The sequence below is a fragment of the Roseibium sp. AWQ4_290 genome, from assembly GCF_056160985.1.
Genome location: NZ_JBSWYG010000002.1, coordinates 12,833 through 27,856, shown reverse-complemented (window position 1 = coordinate 27,856; position 15,024 = coordinate 12,833). Strand labels below are relative to the sequence as shown.

Annotated in this window: 14 protein-coding genes; 3 read left to right on the top strand and 11 right to left on the bottom strand. The window is 58.7% G+C overall.

Annotation, left to right across the window (positions count from 1 at the left end; translation table 11 throughout):
* Nucleotides 1-73: 73 nt before the first annotated feature.
* The 4 genes from ACXAH0_RS02310 to ACXAH0_RS02295 all read right to left on the bottom strand — a co-directional run bounded on the left by ACXAH0_RS02310 (nucleotide 74) and on the right by ACXAH0_RS02295 (nucleotide 4,143).
* Nucleotides 74-1,228: a DUF2336 domain-containing protein gene (locus ACXAH0_RS02310; RefSeq protein WP_475185141.1), complete on the bottom strand. Its 1,155-nt coding sequence runs from the start codon at nucleotides 1,226-1,228 to the stop codon at nucleotides 74-76.
* Between the two features lie 100 nt (nucleotides 1,229-1,328).
* The gene (locus ACXAH0_RS02305; protein ID WP_475188783.1) at nucleotides 1,329-2,630 is read right to left on the bottom strand and encodes a lytic transglycosylase domain-containing protein; all 1,302 of its coding nucleotides are present in this window, start codon (nucleotides 2,628-2,630) and stop codon (nucleotides 1,329-1,331) included.
* A 312-nt stretch (nucleotides 2,631-2,942) separates the two neighbouring features.
* The gene (locus tag ACXAH0_RS02300) at nucleotides 2,943-3,545 is read right to left on the bottom strand and encodes a flavin reductase family protein (RefSeq protein ID WP_475188781.1); all 603 of its coding nucleotides are present in this window, start codon (nucleotides 3,543-3,545) and stop codon (nucleotides 2,943-2,945) included.
* A gap of 1 nt (nucleotide 3,546) precedes the next feature.
* Complete coding sequence (locus ACXAH0_RS02295) at nucleotides 3,547-4,143, bottom strand: nitroreductase family protein (RefSeq protein WP_475188778.1); 597 nt, start codon at nucleotides 4,141-4,143, stop codon at nucleotides 3,547-3,549.
* Nucleotides 4,144-4,474: 331 nt separating this feature from the next.
* On the opposite strand from ACXAH0_RS02295, the gene ACXAH0_RS02290 reads away from it, so the two are divergent.
* A complete protein-coding gene (locus tag ACXAH0_RS02290) occupies nucleotides 4,475-5,581 on the top strand; it encodes a hypothetical protein (protein WP_475188774.1) in 1,107 nt (368 codons plus the stop codon).
* 79 nt (nucleotides 5,582-5,660) lie between these two features.
* On the opposite strand, the gene ACXAH0_RS02285 is transcribed toward ACXAH0_RS02290, so the two are convergent.
* From ACXAH0_RS02285 to ACXAH0_RS02265, 5 genes are all read right to left on the bottom strand, one after another.
* Nucleotides 5,661-6,509, bottom strand: coding sequence for a lysophospholipid acyltransferase family protein (locus ACXAH0_RS02285; protein ID WP_475188773.1), 849 nt, complete (start codon nucleotides 6,507-6,509; stop codon nucleotides 5,661-5,663).
* A 240-nt stretch (nucleotides 6,510-6,749) separates the two neighbouring features.
* Nucleotides 6,750-8,726 (bottom strand): threonine--tRNA ligase, encoded by a 1,977-nt coding sequence (thrS, locus tag ACXAH0_RS02280; protein ID WP_475188771.1) that lies wholly within the window; start codon nucleotides 8,724-8,726, stop codon nucleotides 6,750-6,752.
* Between the two features lie 313 nt (nucleotides 8,727-9,039).
* Nucleotides 9,040-10,821, bottom strand: a complete 1,782-nt coding sequence (locus tag ACXAH0_RS02275) for a B12-binding domain-containing radical SAM protein (RefSeq protein ID WP_475185170.1) — start codon at nucleotides 10,819-10,821, stop codon at nucleotides 9,040-9,042.
* Between the two features lie 89 nt (nucleotides 10,822-10,910).
* The gene (gene yidD / locus ACXAH0_RS02270) at nucleotides 10,911-11,270 is read right to left on the bottom strand and encodes a membrane protein insertion efficiency factor YidD (protein ID WP_475185173.1); all 360 of its coding nucleotides are present in this window, start codon (nucleotides 11,268-11,270) and stop codon (nucleotides 10,911-10,913) included.
* A gap of 32 nt (nucleotides 11,271-11,302) precedes the next feature.
* Nucleotides 11,303-11,767, bottom strand: a complete 465-nt coding sequence (locus ACXAH0_RS02265; protein ID WP_475185178.1) for an iron-sulfur cluster assembly scaffold protein — start codon at nucleotides 11,765-11,767, stop codon at nucleotides 11,303-11,305.
* Between the two features lie 283 nt (nucleotides 11,768-12,050).
* On the opposite strand from ACXAH0_RS02265, the gene folE reads away from it, so the two are divergent.
* A complete protein-coding gene (folE, locus tag ACXAH0_RS02260) occupies nucleotides 12,051-12,686 on the top strand; it encodes a GTP cyclohydrolase I FolE (RefSeq protein ID WP_475185183.1) in 636 nt (211 codons plus the stop codon).
* Nucleotides 12,687-12,732: 46 nt separating this feature from the next.
* Nucleotides 12,733-13,185 (top strand): phosphoribosyl-AMP cyclohydrolase, encoded by a 453-nt coding sequence (hisI, locus tag ACXAH0_RS02255; protein WP_475185188.1) that lies wholly within the window; start codon nucleotides 12,733-12,735, stop codon nucleotides 13,183-13,185.
* Between the two features lie 79 nt (nucleotides 13,186-13,264).
* Here hisI and ACXAH0_RS02250 read toward each other — a convergent pair whose 3' ends face one another.
* Both ACXAH0_RS02250 and ACXAH0_RS02245 read right to left on the bottom strand, forming a co-directional pair.
* Nucleotides 13,265-13,696 carry a CBS domain-containing protein gene (locus ACXAH0_RS02250; RefSeq protein WP_475185192.1) on the bottom strand — a complete coding sequence of 144 codons (432 nt, stop codon included), beginning with the start codon at nucleotides 13,694-13,696 and terminating at the stop codon, nucleotides 13,265-13,267.
* Between the two features lie 126 nt (nucleotides 13,697-13,822).
* On the bottom strand, nucleotides 13,823-14,605 hold the full coding sequence (locus ACXAH0_RS02245) for a rhomboid family intramembrane serine protease (protein WP_475185196.1): 783 nt from the start codon (nucleotides 14,603-14,605) through the stop codon (nucleotides 13,823-13,825).
* Nucleotides 14,606-15,024: the final 419 nt, after the last annotated feature.

The window sequence follows — 15,024 nt, the reverse complement described above, 5'->3', positions numbered from 1 at the left end:
CGCGCTGCGCAAAGCGCCTTGCCGAAGGATCTGCTTTCCAGCATCAAATGGTGCAGACTGATCGCACGAGGCTCTAAGCAGCTTTGGTAACCTGCAAGGTGCCGTTTTTCACCAAGAGGCGCGCCTCCAGCCGGGCCACCTCGATGGCGAAGCGGCGAAGGAAGGCCGCGACATCCTCATCGGCCCCAAGCGCACCATCCTGCATCTCTTCCAGGAGGGTCTCGGTCAGAAGCCGGGCTTCATCCAATGCCAGATCATAGGTAAAATCCGCATCAGCCTGACGGGCAATATCGATCGCCAGAAGGAACGCCTGATGTGCGCGCAACGGCAGTCCGGCCTTGCGCAGGATGGCCTGAAGCGCGGAGCGGCGCACGGTCATGAGCAATTTGCACAAGCGCGGCAGCGGCACCTGACCCAGATTGGCAAGCGCGGCGGCAAAGAACCGCAAACGCCCGCAGCAGACGGAGCGCAGCAGCAAGCGGGTGTTCAACTTGCCCCGGGCGCGCAGATGTTCAACAAACTCCGGCAGCTCGGCTTCGCTGGCCTCAAGCGCCAGACGCAGAACCACCTTGTCCTCCGCATCACTCAGGAAAGTATGGCGCTGGTTTTCCGGCACCCGTTCCAGAACCAGCGGATGGTCGTCCAGGCTTTCCGCCAACCGCATCAGGAGTTCATAGCGGTTGGACAGCGGCAGATCGCGGGTCTTGAGCAACTGGTCGCAAATGTCCGGGCGGTCTTCGAACCGCTGTGCAAGCCGCAAAAGAGAGGATTGCAGCACCTGGGCCGAGCCATTGGCCAGCAGGGCGCGGCAGGCACTTTCGCTGCCGACCTCGCACAGAGCGGCACTGACCGAAGCCGGGAGATCGGCCCGTCCGGCGATTGCCGCTTGAACCGCATCATTGCCTTGCGCCAGAAGGTCGACCAGTTCCGCTTCGCTCAAAATCGGGGATGATGACAGGACCGGCACGGCGACCTCGTCGACATCACTCGCCAGACAGCGGACCACATGTCCGGGCGCATAGGCGCTTTTGGCCAAAACCCTGGCAATCGCCTTTCGCACGCCCCGGCTGGGATCGTCCAGAAGAACCGTCAACGCCGCAGCCATGGTCACCCTTTCCTCACTGCCGTCTTCGGCGGCCAGGCATCTTTCTGCGATTTCCTTAGCGGAAAGAATATCCTGCTCCCGATCATCGTCGTGGGTCACATGCAAAAGGTCGTGTCCGGTCATGGCGGCAATCTGTCTGTTTCAAGAAACTGAAACCAGTCTGACAGCAAAGACTTAACGATCGGTTCACTATAATTTTGCCGATACCCGTTTATAAAAGTGATCAGGCTGGCGGCAGGAGATCCTTCTGCTCTTCCTCTGCCTTCAGCCGCAAAAACCGTGTCAGATCGAGCGGACCGCCCTGATCTGCAAGAGCCAACTCCTGTGCCGCCACCTGGTTGGACGCGCCGGACAAGGTGCCAAACAGGGCTGCCTCTTCCACCGCTGCAAAGGCAGAGGCAAAGCGCGGATTCATACCGGCATCCGAGGACCCTTGATCATTTCGGAACAAGGCTTCGAACGGGTTGGCAGTTTCTGCAGCCTGAAATGCTGACACAACCCGGGACGCGGCCCTCGGCGTGTCGGGAGCAGTGCCATTGATGGCCGCTTCACGCGGATCCTGCGGTTCAGGCTGGTTTGCAGCCGCCACGGTCACCGGCGCCGGCTCACCAGGCCCGGCTGCCTCCGTGCTCTGATCCGGGCGTCTTTGCGGCAGGGGCACGCTGGTTTCCGCCAGCGCAATCTCATTTACCCCTGGCAAACCGGACGCAGCCGCGGCAATCTGGCCCGGAGACAGAGGCTTGGAGCGCATGGCAAAGGCTGCCGCAGGATCGCCTGCCAGATGATCGAACTCTTCCTGATCAATACCCTGAATGGCATGAAGCGGCTTAGAAGACGGCAAGGCCGCCACGTTGAGAAGTTCGCCCGAACTGCGCAGATCCTTGCTGTTTCCGGCAGAGGCTATTCTGGACACCGCATCATGCTTTGAAACGATGACCTCATAGACCTCCTGCATGGACCGGGCCTTGCCGTTTCTTTCATAAAAGATCGGCTTGTTGGCCCGCGCCTGGGCAGAAAACATCTTGTCGGCACGCATATCGGGATTGGCATTGGTGGCATCGATCAGACGGCTGGCGCCATGTGCCCCAAGGAAGTGGGCCATGTAAAGCTCACCATCGGTCGGCTCCCGGCCGATCCTGCGCTCCAGGTAGTTGGCGTTTTTCTGGGTCAAGGCACCCGCCATCATGGACGAGATTTCCGGATCCTTGCGCAGATCCAGGATCTCCTGCCGCATCTGGGCGTCCTTGACGTAGAATTTGCCGCTCTTGCTGCGCTGAATCTGGTCGGAATATTTCTCAAGCCCGTGCTGGGGCCCCGCCTCTTTCATTGTCTCCAGCCAGGTGGATTCAATGAACTGGAACAATCCCGTCGCACTCGACGTCTTGGCCTTTGCCGCCGGATTGAAGGAAGATTCCCGGGCAGCCGTTTTCACCAGGTAGTCAAAAGACGTTCCTGTTGAGTTACTCGCTGACTGAAATGCAAGCTCGATCCGAGACGCGATCGAGGGTGTGTCGGCAACACGCATGCCCCTATCTCCTCGACGGAACTGGTTATCACTTGGTTAATTTCGCGCTTTAATAGTTAACAAATCCTTAACAGCCCACAGCCGACGCCATTTGGAGGGCCCTGGGCACCGATTTAATCTTCCTTGCCCGAATTCTTGACAAGGGCCAAAGCGGAAAAAGTGGAAATCCCAAAGGTTCCGGGACTTTTCTTGGGAAAAATCAATCTGAAAAACCGAGACCGAAACACACAAAAATCCTGTCGAGTCGCCTGAAGGCCGAAACGGGCTCAGGGGAGCCCGCCCGGTGGCCGGTCCCCCGGAAGGCGCAACGCGTCAGACTTCAGGCCGCTTCATCTGAAACACTTCGCTCACTGCCGCATAATCCATATAGCCGAGACGGGACAGAGGTTTGAAGCGGGTCACATCGACCATGCCGTCCACCAGAATGCTGTCATCAATGTGAATGCCGACAACCTGGCCGAACACGACCCAGGACTGGGTCTGCGCACCGCCTAAATCCGCCAGCCGCATGGTTTGCAGATGTTTGCATTCCAGCGCCGTCACCGCCCTGGCAACACGCGGCACATTCACCAGCCGGCCCGGCGCCATCTCAAGCCCGGACAATTCGAACTCGCTCGTCTCATGGGGGACGGCCGCCGAGGAGACATTCATCTCCTCCTTGAGATCAAAGCTCGCCATGTTGCAGACGAATTCCCCAGTCGCCTCCACATTGGATACGCTGTCCTTGTAACCGGAGGAGGCAAACATGACGATCGGCGGCCGGTCACCGACCGCATTGAAGAAACTGTAAGGAGCAAGGTTGGGACGGCCTTGCGCATCAACCGAGGAAATCCAGCCGATGGGCCGCGGGGTCACGATGGCCTTGAACGGATTGTGGGGCAGTCCGTGATCATTGGCGTCAGTGTCATAGAACATGTCAGTGCGGCTCCCCGAAGATGCTCACAAGATCCGCCAGATCGGGTCTGGGCCGCTCCACCGGCGCCTGGCTCGGGGTCCCGATATGGACAAAGCCGGCAAAGCGCTCACCGTCTTCCGCCCCAAGAAAGGCCGCCGCCTCCGTGTCGAAGGCGTACCATTCAGTCAGCCATTGGGAGGCAAATCCGCTTGCGGCCGCCGCCGTAACCAGGTTCATACAGACCGCTCCGGCGGACAGTTCCTGCTCCCAGAGCGGGATCTTGGCATGGTCAGCCGCAGTGCTCACAACCCCGATGACCAACGGGGCTCGCGTGAACCGGGTCAGCTCTTTGTGCCTCTGATCGCTGTCAAGCGGCCCGTTCCTGTCTTCATAGAGCGCGGCAAGCTTTTCGCCAATCGCCTCTCCCTGCTCTTGCGGGTAAAGGACAAACCGCCAGGGGGCCAGCTTGCCGTGATCGGGCACCCGGGCCGCAATTGTGAGGATCTCGTCCACCTGATCCTTGTCCGGCCCGGGGCCAGTCATGGTAACAGACGGATGCGAACGCCGTTTTTGCAGGAACGCAAGCGTTTCCTGCGACCGGGGGCTGAAATTTGACATGAATATTCACTCTTGCATGCGGGGCTTTTGTCCCAAAGGACCTAATTGATTGCCCTGAATTGTCAACGGCGGAGGGCCGGTTCCTTCTTTCTCGGCCAGTAGAACCGGAAAAGTTGTCTTGAATTTGCCCGATTTTCAGGTCCATACAGGAACGGGCTTTTCCGTTTCGCCCCACCGCAAACATACCGGTTTTGCGAAGAAACCGGGCACCGGACTGCCGGGTTGCATTTGCTGGTGGCAAAGCGCGACACGCTTGTATCGCCCGCTACCGATTTGGTGTAAAAGACGGGTCGCCGCGACTTCTGGCGGCCAGATAGACAATGAAGTGGGCATGTTGGAAGCAGGATCGATTACCAACGGCAAGAGAACTCTTAGCCTTTTGAAGCGGCTTGCAGCTGTTCTTGGTGTTGCTGCGCCGGTGCTCTTCACGCAGACCTTTGCAGTGCAGGCCGACACGGAACAGGCTGCAACCGTTGAAGCGCCCATGCCACCGCCCTCCAAGCCGCATCCTGACGCACCGGCCAATCCGGACGAGATCCTCAATCTGCTGGACCGGGAGCCCGAGCCGCTTTTTGCCGACACTCCCCTTCCCTACGCTCCGGCCCATTCGGCCATGACCGGCATGAGCGAAGGTCTGGACCAGGGCGCGCTCTATCTTATGGCCAAACTGACACCAGATAGCGCTCCGCTGAATGACGGTCTGGTCTGGCGCATCTATTCGGAAACCCCGAATGCCAATGGACGCCTGGATCTGGTCGCCACGTCCAAAGGTGGCGACGCGGAATTCCGCCTGGACCCGGGGGCCTATCTGATCCACACATCTTACGGTTATGCCCAGGCCACCAACCGGATTGTCATCGGCAAGGAAGTCCAGTCGAAAATGCTCACCTTGAATGCGGGCGGCATCAAGTTCGGCGCCACGCTTCAGGATGGCCAGAGCATCGACAGCAAGCTGGTGACCTTCGATGTCTATGACCGTACGTTTAACGAACGCGGCGAACGGCACAAAATCATTGGCGGTCTCAAGCCCGGTGCCATCGTGCGTCTGGGCGCGGACACCTATCATATTGTCAGCCACTACGGGGATGTGAACGCAGTCATCCGCGCCGATGTTCAGGTGCTTCCCGGCAAGCTGACCGAGGCCACAATCCTGCACAAGGCCGCGGATATCACCTTGAAACTTGTCAACGAACGGGGCGGTGAAGCGATTGCAAACACCACCTGGTCGGTGTTGAGCGCCGGAGGTCACGTGGTGGTCGAAGCCACAGGCGCCTTCCCGGATTTTGTTCTGGCTGCCGGGGAATACGAGGCTTTGGCGCGCAACAACGGGCGCACGTATCTGTACACATTCGAGGTGGTGCCCGGTCAGGACCGGGAAGTGGAAGTCGTGACCGCTACGAGTGAATTGGCAACCCAGGAAACAGCCTCCACCGACTGATCCATCAAAGAGCTGGACGTCACCACGCCGTTGCATTCTGGCAAAGACAAAGAACGCCCGAATTACGCTATGTAGAAGGTCAGCTCCGCCGTGCGAGCAAGCGCTTGGCCGGTTCGGCCGGGGCCATTTCCATGACCCGCGTTTGCAGAAAATCCATGATTTCCTTCTGATCCTTGAAACCGGAGAGGGTTTCAAAGGGGATCGCCTGCCCGGCCCGGGCCGTGATCACGGAGCCCAGAATGCGGCGGAACTCGCGCACAAGCAGCGCCAACCGCAAGGTCAGGGAATATTTGCTGACCAGATGGAACACCCAGGAATTCTGGCCGTGAAAATAAAGCGGCAGCACCGTCGCCCGGGAGGCCCGGATCATCTTCGCCGTGAAGGTTTTCCAGGGCAGCTCCTCCGCGCGGCCAAAGGGCTTGGCCGCCGTTGCCACGCCGCCGCCCGGAAACACGATGATCGTCGTCCCCTCCTGCAGCAGCTGCAAGGCTTCCTTGCGGGTGCGTATATTGGTTTTCAGCGCGTCCTTGGTTTCCTCAAAATCAACCGGCAGAGAAAAGGGCCGCACTTCGGGCACTTTCAGCAATTCATTGTTGATCAGGATTTTGAAAGGGCGTTTTAGCTGTTCCGCCAGGGCCAGGATCGCCAGACCATCGCCAATGCCATAGGGATGGTTGGCGATCAGCACCAGGGGACCGTCCGGCAGGTTCCTGGGCGGCCACTCCCCGGCTTCAACGGAGACATTCAGATTGATCAGCCCGAGCAGATCGTTCCAGATACAGTCCGACGTGCCCACCATCGTGTGTTTCCACACCTGATAATGGTCCAGCAATTTCTTGCGGCCGGACAGACCCTCAATTGCCCTGATCGTCCACCGCTTGATCGGCGGATGGTCCGGATTGGCATAGCTGAATTCTGCGTGATCCACGGTCGCCGTCGTCTCTTCACTGACTTTGGGTAAATGACCACCCCAATACCAGACACGATATTACAAGAATGTGACGGCACATTGCCCTAACGTAAGGACAATGTGCAAGATGTCAGTTTTTCCGCTTACCGGCATCGTTGACGCTTGATTAAAACGCGTCTCGCTCATCCAGATTGGCAGTGTCTTGTCCTTGGCGATGAAATCTCTGATTTCAGACCACAAAAGGCAAGCCGGTCAAGCTCAATCGGCTTTCAGATCCGGCGGTGTCGCCTCTTCAACGAACCCGGCCACGGCCTCGTCCAGCCCCATCGCAGTCTGGTTCTTGGAGCCCAGGCGGCGTACATTCACCGTGCGTTCTTCCGCTTCGCGCATTCCACAAACGATGATCACCGGAACCTTGGCCAGCGAATGCTCGCGAACCTTGTAGTTGATCTTCTCATTGCGGAAATCCGTTTCCACCTTCAGCCCCTTGGACTTCAAAAGATCAGCCACTTCCTGCCCATACGCATCCGCCTCGGAGGTGATGGTGGCCACCACGATCTGGAGCGGTGCGAACCAGAGCGGAAAATGCCCGGCAAAGTTCTCAATGAGAATGCCGAGGAACCGCTCCATCGAACCGCAAATGGCCCGGTGGACCATAACCGGGGTCTTCTTTTCCCCGTCCTTGTCGACATAGAACGCGCCGAACCGTTCCGGGAGGGCGAAATCAACCTGGGTCGTGCCGCATTGCCACTCCCGGCCGATGGCGTCGCGCAGGGTGTATTCGAATTTCGGCCCGTAAAACGCGCCCTCGCCCGGCAAGATGTCCGTTTTGACCCGCCCGCCGGACTCAGCTTCAATCTGCTTGAGCACATCGCCCATGACCGCCTCGGCATGGTCCCACATCTCGTCGGACCCGACCCGTTTTTCCGGCCGGGTGGAGAGTTTGACCACCACCTCGTCAAAGCCGAAATCCTTGTAGACCGACAGGATCAGCTCATTGATCTTCAGGCATTCCTCGGCAAGCTGCTCTTCGGTGCAAAAGACATGGGCATCGTCCTGGGTGAAGCCGCGCACGCGCATCAGACCATGAAGAGCGCCGGAGGGCTCATAGCGGTGCACCATCCCGAATTCGGCAAGGCGCATAGGAAGATCCCGGTAACTTTTAAGACCATGCTTGAAGATCTGAACATGGCCGGGACAGTTCATCGGCTTGAGTGCATAAACCCGGTCGTCTTCCGCCTCCGGGTCAGCACATTGAACGGAGAACATGTTCTCCTTGTACCAGGTCCAGTGGCCGGAAGTCTCCCACAAGGACGTGTGCAGCACCTGCGGTGCGTTCACTTCCTTATAGTCGTCCTTCAGGCGCCGCCGCTTATAGGCAATCAGGTTCTGGAACATGTCCCAGCCTTTTGGGTGCCAGAAGACAACCCCCGGCCCCTCTTCCTGGAAATGGAAAAGGTCCATCTCCCGGCCCAGCTTGCGGTGATCGCGCTTTTCCGCCTCTTCCAGCATATGGAGATAGGCTTTCAGATCTTTTTCATTCTGCCAGGCGGTCGCATAGATGCGGGTCAGCATCTCGTTGTTGGAATCCCCGCGCCAATAGGCGCCGGCCACCTTCATCAGCTTGAAGGCATCACCGATCTGCCTGGTGGAGACCATATGCGGCCCCCGGCACAGGTCGAGCCACTGGCCCTGCTTGTAGATCTTCAGGTCCTGATCTTCCGGGATCGCGTCGACCAGCTCGACCTTGTAGGTTTCGCCTTTTGCGGCAAAATAGGTCTTGGCCTCTTCTCGGCTCCACAATTCCTTAGTGAATTGTGCGCCCCGGCCAATGATCTCACGCATCTTCTTCTCGATCGCCGGCAGTTCTTCCGGCGTGAACGGCCAGTCGCCGCCGCTATCCGGATGGACGCGCTTGAAATCGTAATAAAAACCGTTCTCGATCACCGGACCAATGGTGACCTGGGTGCCTGGCCACAATTCCTGCACGGCTTCAGCCATCACATGCGCAGCGTCGTGGCGGATAAGCTCCAGAGCGCGCGGATCGTCCCGGGTGACGATCTCAATCTTGTGGCTGATCTTGATCGGATCGGTGAGATCTTGCAGCTCCCCGTCCAGCGTCATCGCCACGGCCTTTTTGGCCAGCGACTTGGAAATGCCTTCGGCAACGGCAAGGCCGGTGGTGCCAGCCTCGTATTCGCGCACGGAATTGTCGGGGAAAGTCAGTTGAATCATCGTCTGTCTCCTGCTCACTCCTGCAGACAAGGCAGGTAAGCTGTTCATTGGCTATGGACCGCCTGCTGATAGGGTATTCGGCGGGAAACGGCAACCCTTACGACCTCGTGACCAGCGTATGAAGGGCGGGGCGGCGCCCGCATGCAACAATTGCCGGTCACACCAAAGACGTTTTGCCAAGGAGTCCGTGGGCCGCATCTTTCTTGAGCAATCGGCAGCCCAATTTGCCAAACGACCGCCTATAGCCCTCACCCGGCCCCGGTGGCGGCCTCTCCCTTTGAGGAGACAGGCACAGCACCCGGATAGAATCGTTTTAAGACGCGGCCGCCCTGTCCTTGGCACCCCGGACAAGGGACGCATCCCGCGCGGTCTTTGCAGCAGCTTCCACCCCACCGCGCGTTTCCTGGATCATGGCAAGAGCGTCCTCGCTCTCCTTGGCCATCTCCTTGATAGCAAGATCGGAATAGGCATAGCGCGCAGGAGAGGCTTTCACGGTCCGGTAGATCCGGTAGGCCCGAAAGGCCGCGGACAGATAGGCCCAATGTTTGGCGGCGATCTCGCGCACATATCTTGAATAGAAGGCAAAGACCCCTTCCACCGGAAGGCCGCTGCGCCGGTCTGTCCTGAATTTCAGGCGGAAATAACCACCTTCCAGGGGATGGACACCTTCGTGCTGGACCATCAGCTTGAACCACATCATCAGGAACAGCTTGTTGCCAGGGCGGCCCTTCTTATGCGCGGCGGCCCGGCGCAGCAGTGTTTCGATATGAGCCTCCGAATAATAGCTCTCCCAGGCCTCCCGATAGGCTTCCTCCCATTCCGCATCGCTCATCTTTGGATGATGAGAAACCCGATGGTTGAGATCATATTTGTTGAGGTCCGGGTCCATCCAGGCGCCTTTCGACAGCAAGACCTTGTGGTCCTCGGAACCAGGCAAAGGGGTCAGGTAGAAGAATTCCAGGAGATCGAGGGGCAATTCTGACTTGATGATTTCGACGTCGCGCAGGACCGATTCCTTGGTATCCCCCGGAAAGCCGATAATGTAGCCCGCATAGGTGGTTGCCCCATGCGCCCGCCATTTCTGCAGCATCTCCCGGTACTCGGTGATCTTGTTCTGCCGTTTCTTGGCCGCCAGGAGATTGTCGGGATTGATGTTTTCAAGGCCAATAAACACCCGGTTCACCCCGGCCCGGGTGGCCTTTTCAATGAAATTTTCGATCCGGTGGCACAGCGTATCCACCTGAATGATGAATTTGATGTCGAATTTTTCCCCTTCGCGCAGAGCAATCAGCCGGTCAAAGAGGGGTTCCCATTCCCGATTGCGGGCGAAGTTGTCGTCCGTAATGAAAAACCGGTTGATGCCCTGGCTGTAGTTGTCCCGGATGATCTGCTCCAGATCGTCTGCGGAGCGGAACCGGCTCTTGCGCCCCTGCACATTGATGATTGTGCAGAAAGAACATTGGAACGGACAGCCCCGCCCCAGATCAAAGCTGGAATGCGATCCTGCAGTAAACCGGATATGGTGCGTTGGCAGGATCGGAGTCGGCTCCCCTTCCAGCGACGGCAGATCTGCCATGAAATTGTAGAGTGGTTTCAGGTCATCGGCCCAAGCATCCCGGAAAACCTGGTCAAGCCGGCGGTCTTCCGCTTCTCCGGCAAAATAGCTGACGCCCTCGGCCTGTAGCGCCACCATCTCCTCAGGCATTTGCTCCAGCATGGAGATGCAACCGGACACATGGAACCCGCCCATGGCTGTGGGCAGCCCCTCGCGCAGGAATTGGCGGGCGAGATCTGCTGCTCTGGGAAACTGGTTCGATTGCACCCCGACCAGCGCAATCAGAGCCTTGCCGCCACGCCGCCGGATGTCCCGCGCGATCCTGGCTGGCGGGACACGTTTGTTGGTTTCGTCAAAGGTGTGAAGGTGAACGCGGACATCAGACCCAAGCGCCTTGCGCGCCCGGGCCGCTTCCGCCAGCCCGTTGAGACTGGCCAGGGTGTTCGACGGAATAGCGGATCTGAGCCATTGGATCGGATAGCCGTCATCGTCGTAATGGGTCGGCTTGATCATCACGAAGTGGAATGCGTGCGCGTCCATGTCCCCTCCCCGGCCGTCTGGCTAACGAGGGACCGTCGCACTCAATTTACCTTAGGTCAACCAAAACCCGGAAAAGGGGGCCAAAGCTCTTAACCGGCCTCGTCGAGGCGAAATTTTTCCGGAATGTGCCGGCCTGTCCAGCGGCCATAGCGCCAGGGCCTGTACCAGCGGGCCCCTTCCGGCAGCGTGTCCGGGACCGGGTCAAAACCGGAAGCACCAAACGGGTTGCATCTCAAGATCCGCGCCAGCCCGATCCAGCCGCCCGCCCAAAAACCAAAGGTGCGGATGGCTTGTTCGGTATAGTCCGAGCAGCTCGGCGCATAGCGGCAGCCCCGGCCCATTACCAGAGAGAGGGAATGCCGGTACAGCCAGATCAGGGCGACAGCCCCCCGCCCGGGAAGGGAGAGAGGTTTGTCAGAGGCAGACTTTGACGGGCAGCGGGAACACATGGGGCAACATCAGGTCCGGCGGGCTGAAGAGATCAAGCAGCCGCACCGCCCTCCTTCTCCTTTGCTTTTTCCTTGGCCTCGATCTGCTCCAGGGCGTCGACGACAGCGTCGAAGGTGAGCAGCGTCGATGCATGACGCGCCTTATAATCGCGTACCGGCTCCAGATATTTCAAATCCGCGAACCGTCCCTCCGGCGGGCTGCCGCCCTCTTTCAGCATCGCGCGCATTGTGTCCCGCACCTGCCGCAATTCGTCCGGGCTCGCGCCAATTACGTTGCGGGCCATGACGGAGGAAGACGCCTGTCCCAAAGCGCAGGCCTTCACGTCATGGGCAAAATCGCTCACGACCCCGTCGCGCAGGCTCAGATCCACCTGAACCGTGGACCCGCACAGTTTCGAGTGGGCCTTGGCCGTGGCATCCGGCTGTTCCAGGCGGCCGATCCTTGGAATGTTCCCGGCGAGCTCCAGGATCTTTGCATTATAGATGTCGTCCAGCATTCTCGCCTCTTCGTGAAAGCCTTTGAAGCGCGACACATTGATGGCGCTTTGCGTTCTTATATATAGATCAGACGCCACGGCAAATTCGCAAGGGGTAGAGTGCCGCAGCCGTTATCCGGCCGTTCCAAGGGGCCGGAGACCGGTTCCACTCGCCTCGTAACTGCGCGTTCGCTTTTTGTGTGGAGTATGTTAAGGGTCCCCAGCTTCCGCGCTGGGACTTCTTGATCTGTGCACACACGGGCGCCGTATGACAAGTGATAAGGGTAAATTTGCGAGGTTCCCGATGGATGCTGTCCTGAATCCGGTTGAAAAGAAGTTCGAGAGAAAGTCGCCGGATCAATTAACCAGGCCCAGCCGAGAAGAAGCCGAAGCTGCCGTTCGCACCCTCCTTGCCTGGACCGGAGATGATCCGGACCGGGAAGGTCTGGTTGAGACCCCAAAGCGGGTCGTCAAAGCCTTGAGCCAGCTTTATGGCGGATATTTTGAAGATCCAATCAAACATTTGAAGCGCACTTTTGAAGATGTCGGCGGCTATCAGGATATAGTTCTGGTGCGTGGCATTCCGTTCCATTCCCATTGCGAACATCATATGCTTCCCTTTATCGGCGAAGCGCATGTGGCCTACTATCCGGCAGACGGGGTCGTGGGCCTTTCTAAAATTGCGCGTGTCGTGGATATCTATGCCAAGCGGTTGCAGACCCAGGAAAACTTGACGTCGCAGATCACTTCGGTCATTGACGATACGCTTGCGCCGCGCGGCCTTGCCGTGATGATCGAAGCTGAGCATCAATGCATGACCATGCGCGGCGTACAAAAACCCGGGGTCTCCACGATCACCACCCAGTTCACCGGCGTTTTCCAGGATGATCCGGCCGAGCAGGCCAAATTCATGTCCCTGGTGCGCGGCAAGGGCAACTAACACCACGCCCTTGCCTCCCAACACAAAGGCAAGGGCTCTTTTTTCCATGTGCACTCCCCTTCTTTCCGAACGCGGCGACAAGGCGGCGGTTGAGACCGGCGCTCTGTTGATGCCGAAATATGACCGGGACGGATTGATTGTGGCCGTGGTAACCGATCACGCCACCGGTGAGGTCCTGATGGTCGGTTACATGAATGAGGAAGCCTTGAAACGGACAATCGAGACCGGGGAAGCCTGGTACTGGAGCCGTTCGCGCAAGGGCTTCTGGAAAAAGGGCGAGACTTCCGGACAGGTTCAGACCGTGCATGAAATCCTGACCGATTGCGATCAGGACGCCATTGTCCTGAAAGTTTCGGTGTCCGGAAACGGCGCCACCTGCCATGTGGGCTACCGGTCCTGTTTTTTCCGCAAAGTCGTCAGCACGGACGGCGGCCCCGTCCGTCTGGAAAGGGTCGAAGCGGAAAAAGTCTATGACCCGGTTGAGGTCTACGGACAATAAAGCCCCAAGGGCCGGACCCGGCAGCGCCCCTGCGCGTGAGAAAAATTTCTGAAGTGTCCAAGTCTCAGGTCATGGAGTCTCAGGTCATGGAGATGTAATTTCGCATCTGCTCGGCTTCCAGTTCGACCTGGGCGATCTTGTGTTTCACCACATCGCCGATGGAGATGACCCCGACCAGCTTGTCATCCATCACCACCGGCATGTGACGGAAGCGCCCCTGGGTCATGCGCGCCATGACTTCATTGACACTGTTAGTCTCGCTGCAGGTGACCACCTCCCGCGTCATTACGCTGGAGACAGGCAGTTGCAGGGAAGACGGCCCCTGGGTGCCGATCGCCCGGACAATATCCCGCTCCGACACGATCCCTTCAATGGCTCTGTCGGGTGAACACACCACGACAGCTCCGATCTTGTATTTCGCCAAAGTTTCGCACACATCGCTCAGAACGGTGTCGCTGCGCGCTGTGATCGTCTCGTGGCCCTTCCCATGCAAAATGGCTGCAACGGTCATGTACCAACTCCTCCCATGGCATCATGAAACCCGCATCTGCGGGCAAGCCGCATCATGGCATTAAAAGCCGGTGCCGCAAACTCCCCGCCCAACACGTCTTGCATGCGTCTCTGGTATACCAGCGCCTCAGGGCCTGCGCTGAGGCACCGGGTCCAGGAGGGGAAACAGAGCGAGGCCTGCGACAAAGCCGCCGATATGGGCCTGCCAGGCCACACTGGCCGGCTGACCGGCAACCGGCCCGCTCATCAGGCCGAAAAAGAGATTGAGACCAAACCAGACCGCGACAAAGACAAGCACCTGCTGATTGCGGAAACATTCCGCAAGGGGCTGCGCGGGAACCATATACGCCCCCTGATCTGACCGGCGGAACGCACCGAGCGGCCCTCCCAGCTCAAAGACAAAGCGGATGGCGGCTGCCATCTGGCCGGAAATGGCCGCCGACGCGCCGATCATCGGCGTGGTTTCCCCCCAATGGGTGGCCAGATGGGCAAAGGCCCCGCCCACCGAACACAGGGCCGAAAAAACCAGAAACCGGGCCGCCCCGAACCGGCGTGCCACCGCACTTCCGAAAATCGCCATCCAGAGCAGGTTGAAAATAATGTGGGCCGCCCCGCCATGAAGCAGCGAATAGGTCAGGAACGCCCAGAGGCTTGACGCCATTTGAGACAGGGGCAGACTGCCGAAAACCGTGTATTTCACCGGCCAGAAGCCAAACTGGAACAGGATCTGATTGTCCCAAGCCACCGGCAACAGGAAGGTCCTGACAAGGTGAATGGCAATCAGCACGCCGCCCAGCCAGACGATGACATCCGGCAGATTGAGGGCGGGTGGACCGCTTTGCTTGCGGGCCTGCTGTTTTTCGGCCTGCTCACGCCGGCTGCGTTCTTCATCGAATTTATAGACGTTCATGAGCCCTCGGCCTTTTCCCAGCCCCTCCCGGACCGCTCTGGTCCGGCAGACAGTCCCCCTCTTCTAAGCCAGCTATCGGACAAAACAAGGGTGGACAGCCGGAAGACAGCCCGCGTGGACACTTTAAGGAGCAATTCGTAAAAGAACTGGTGAGCCAGGAACGTAAAGACAAGAGAAAGCTGTCTCCCCCCCAACCGAAGAACGCATCATCGGCCCTCTCTGCGGCCGGGATGTCGGTCTGGACACACTCGTCATACTCCAAAAAAAAACGCCGGTATCGTAGCGATACCGGCGCCTTTTGCCCCCCGGTTTCCAGCCGCGTCCCCACACGTCCGTCTCGGGTCCCCTCCGGTGATATCCGGGCTCAAAAGGCAGCACATCAGGCGTTTCAGCCTTTTCTTCTGCTGCCCAGTGGTTTG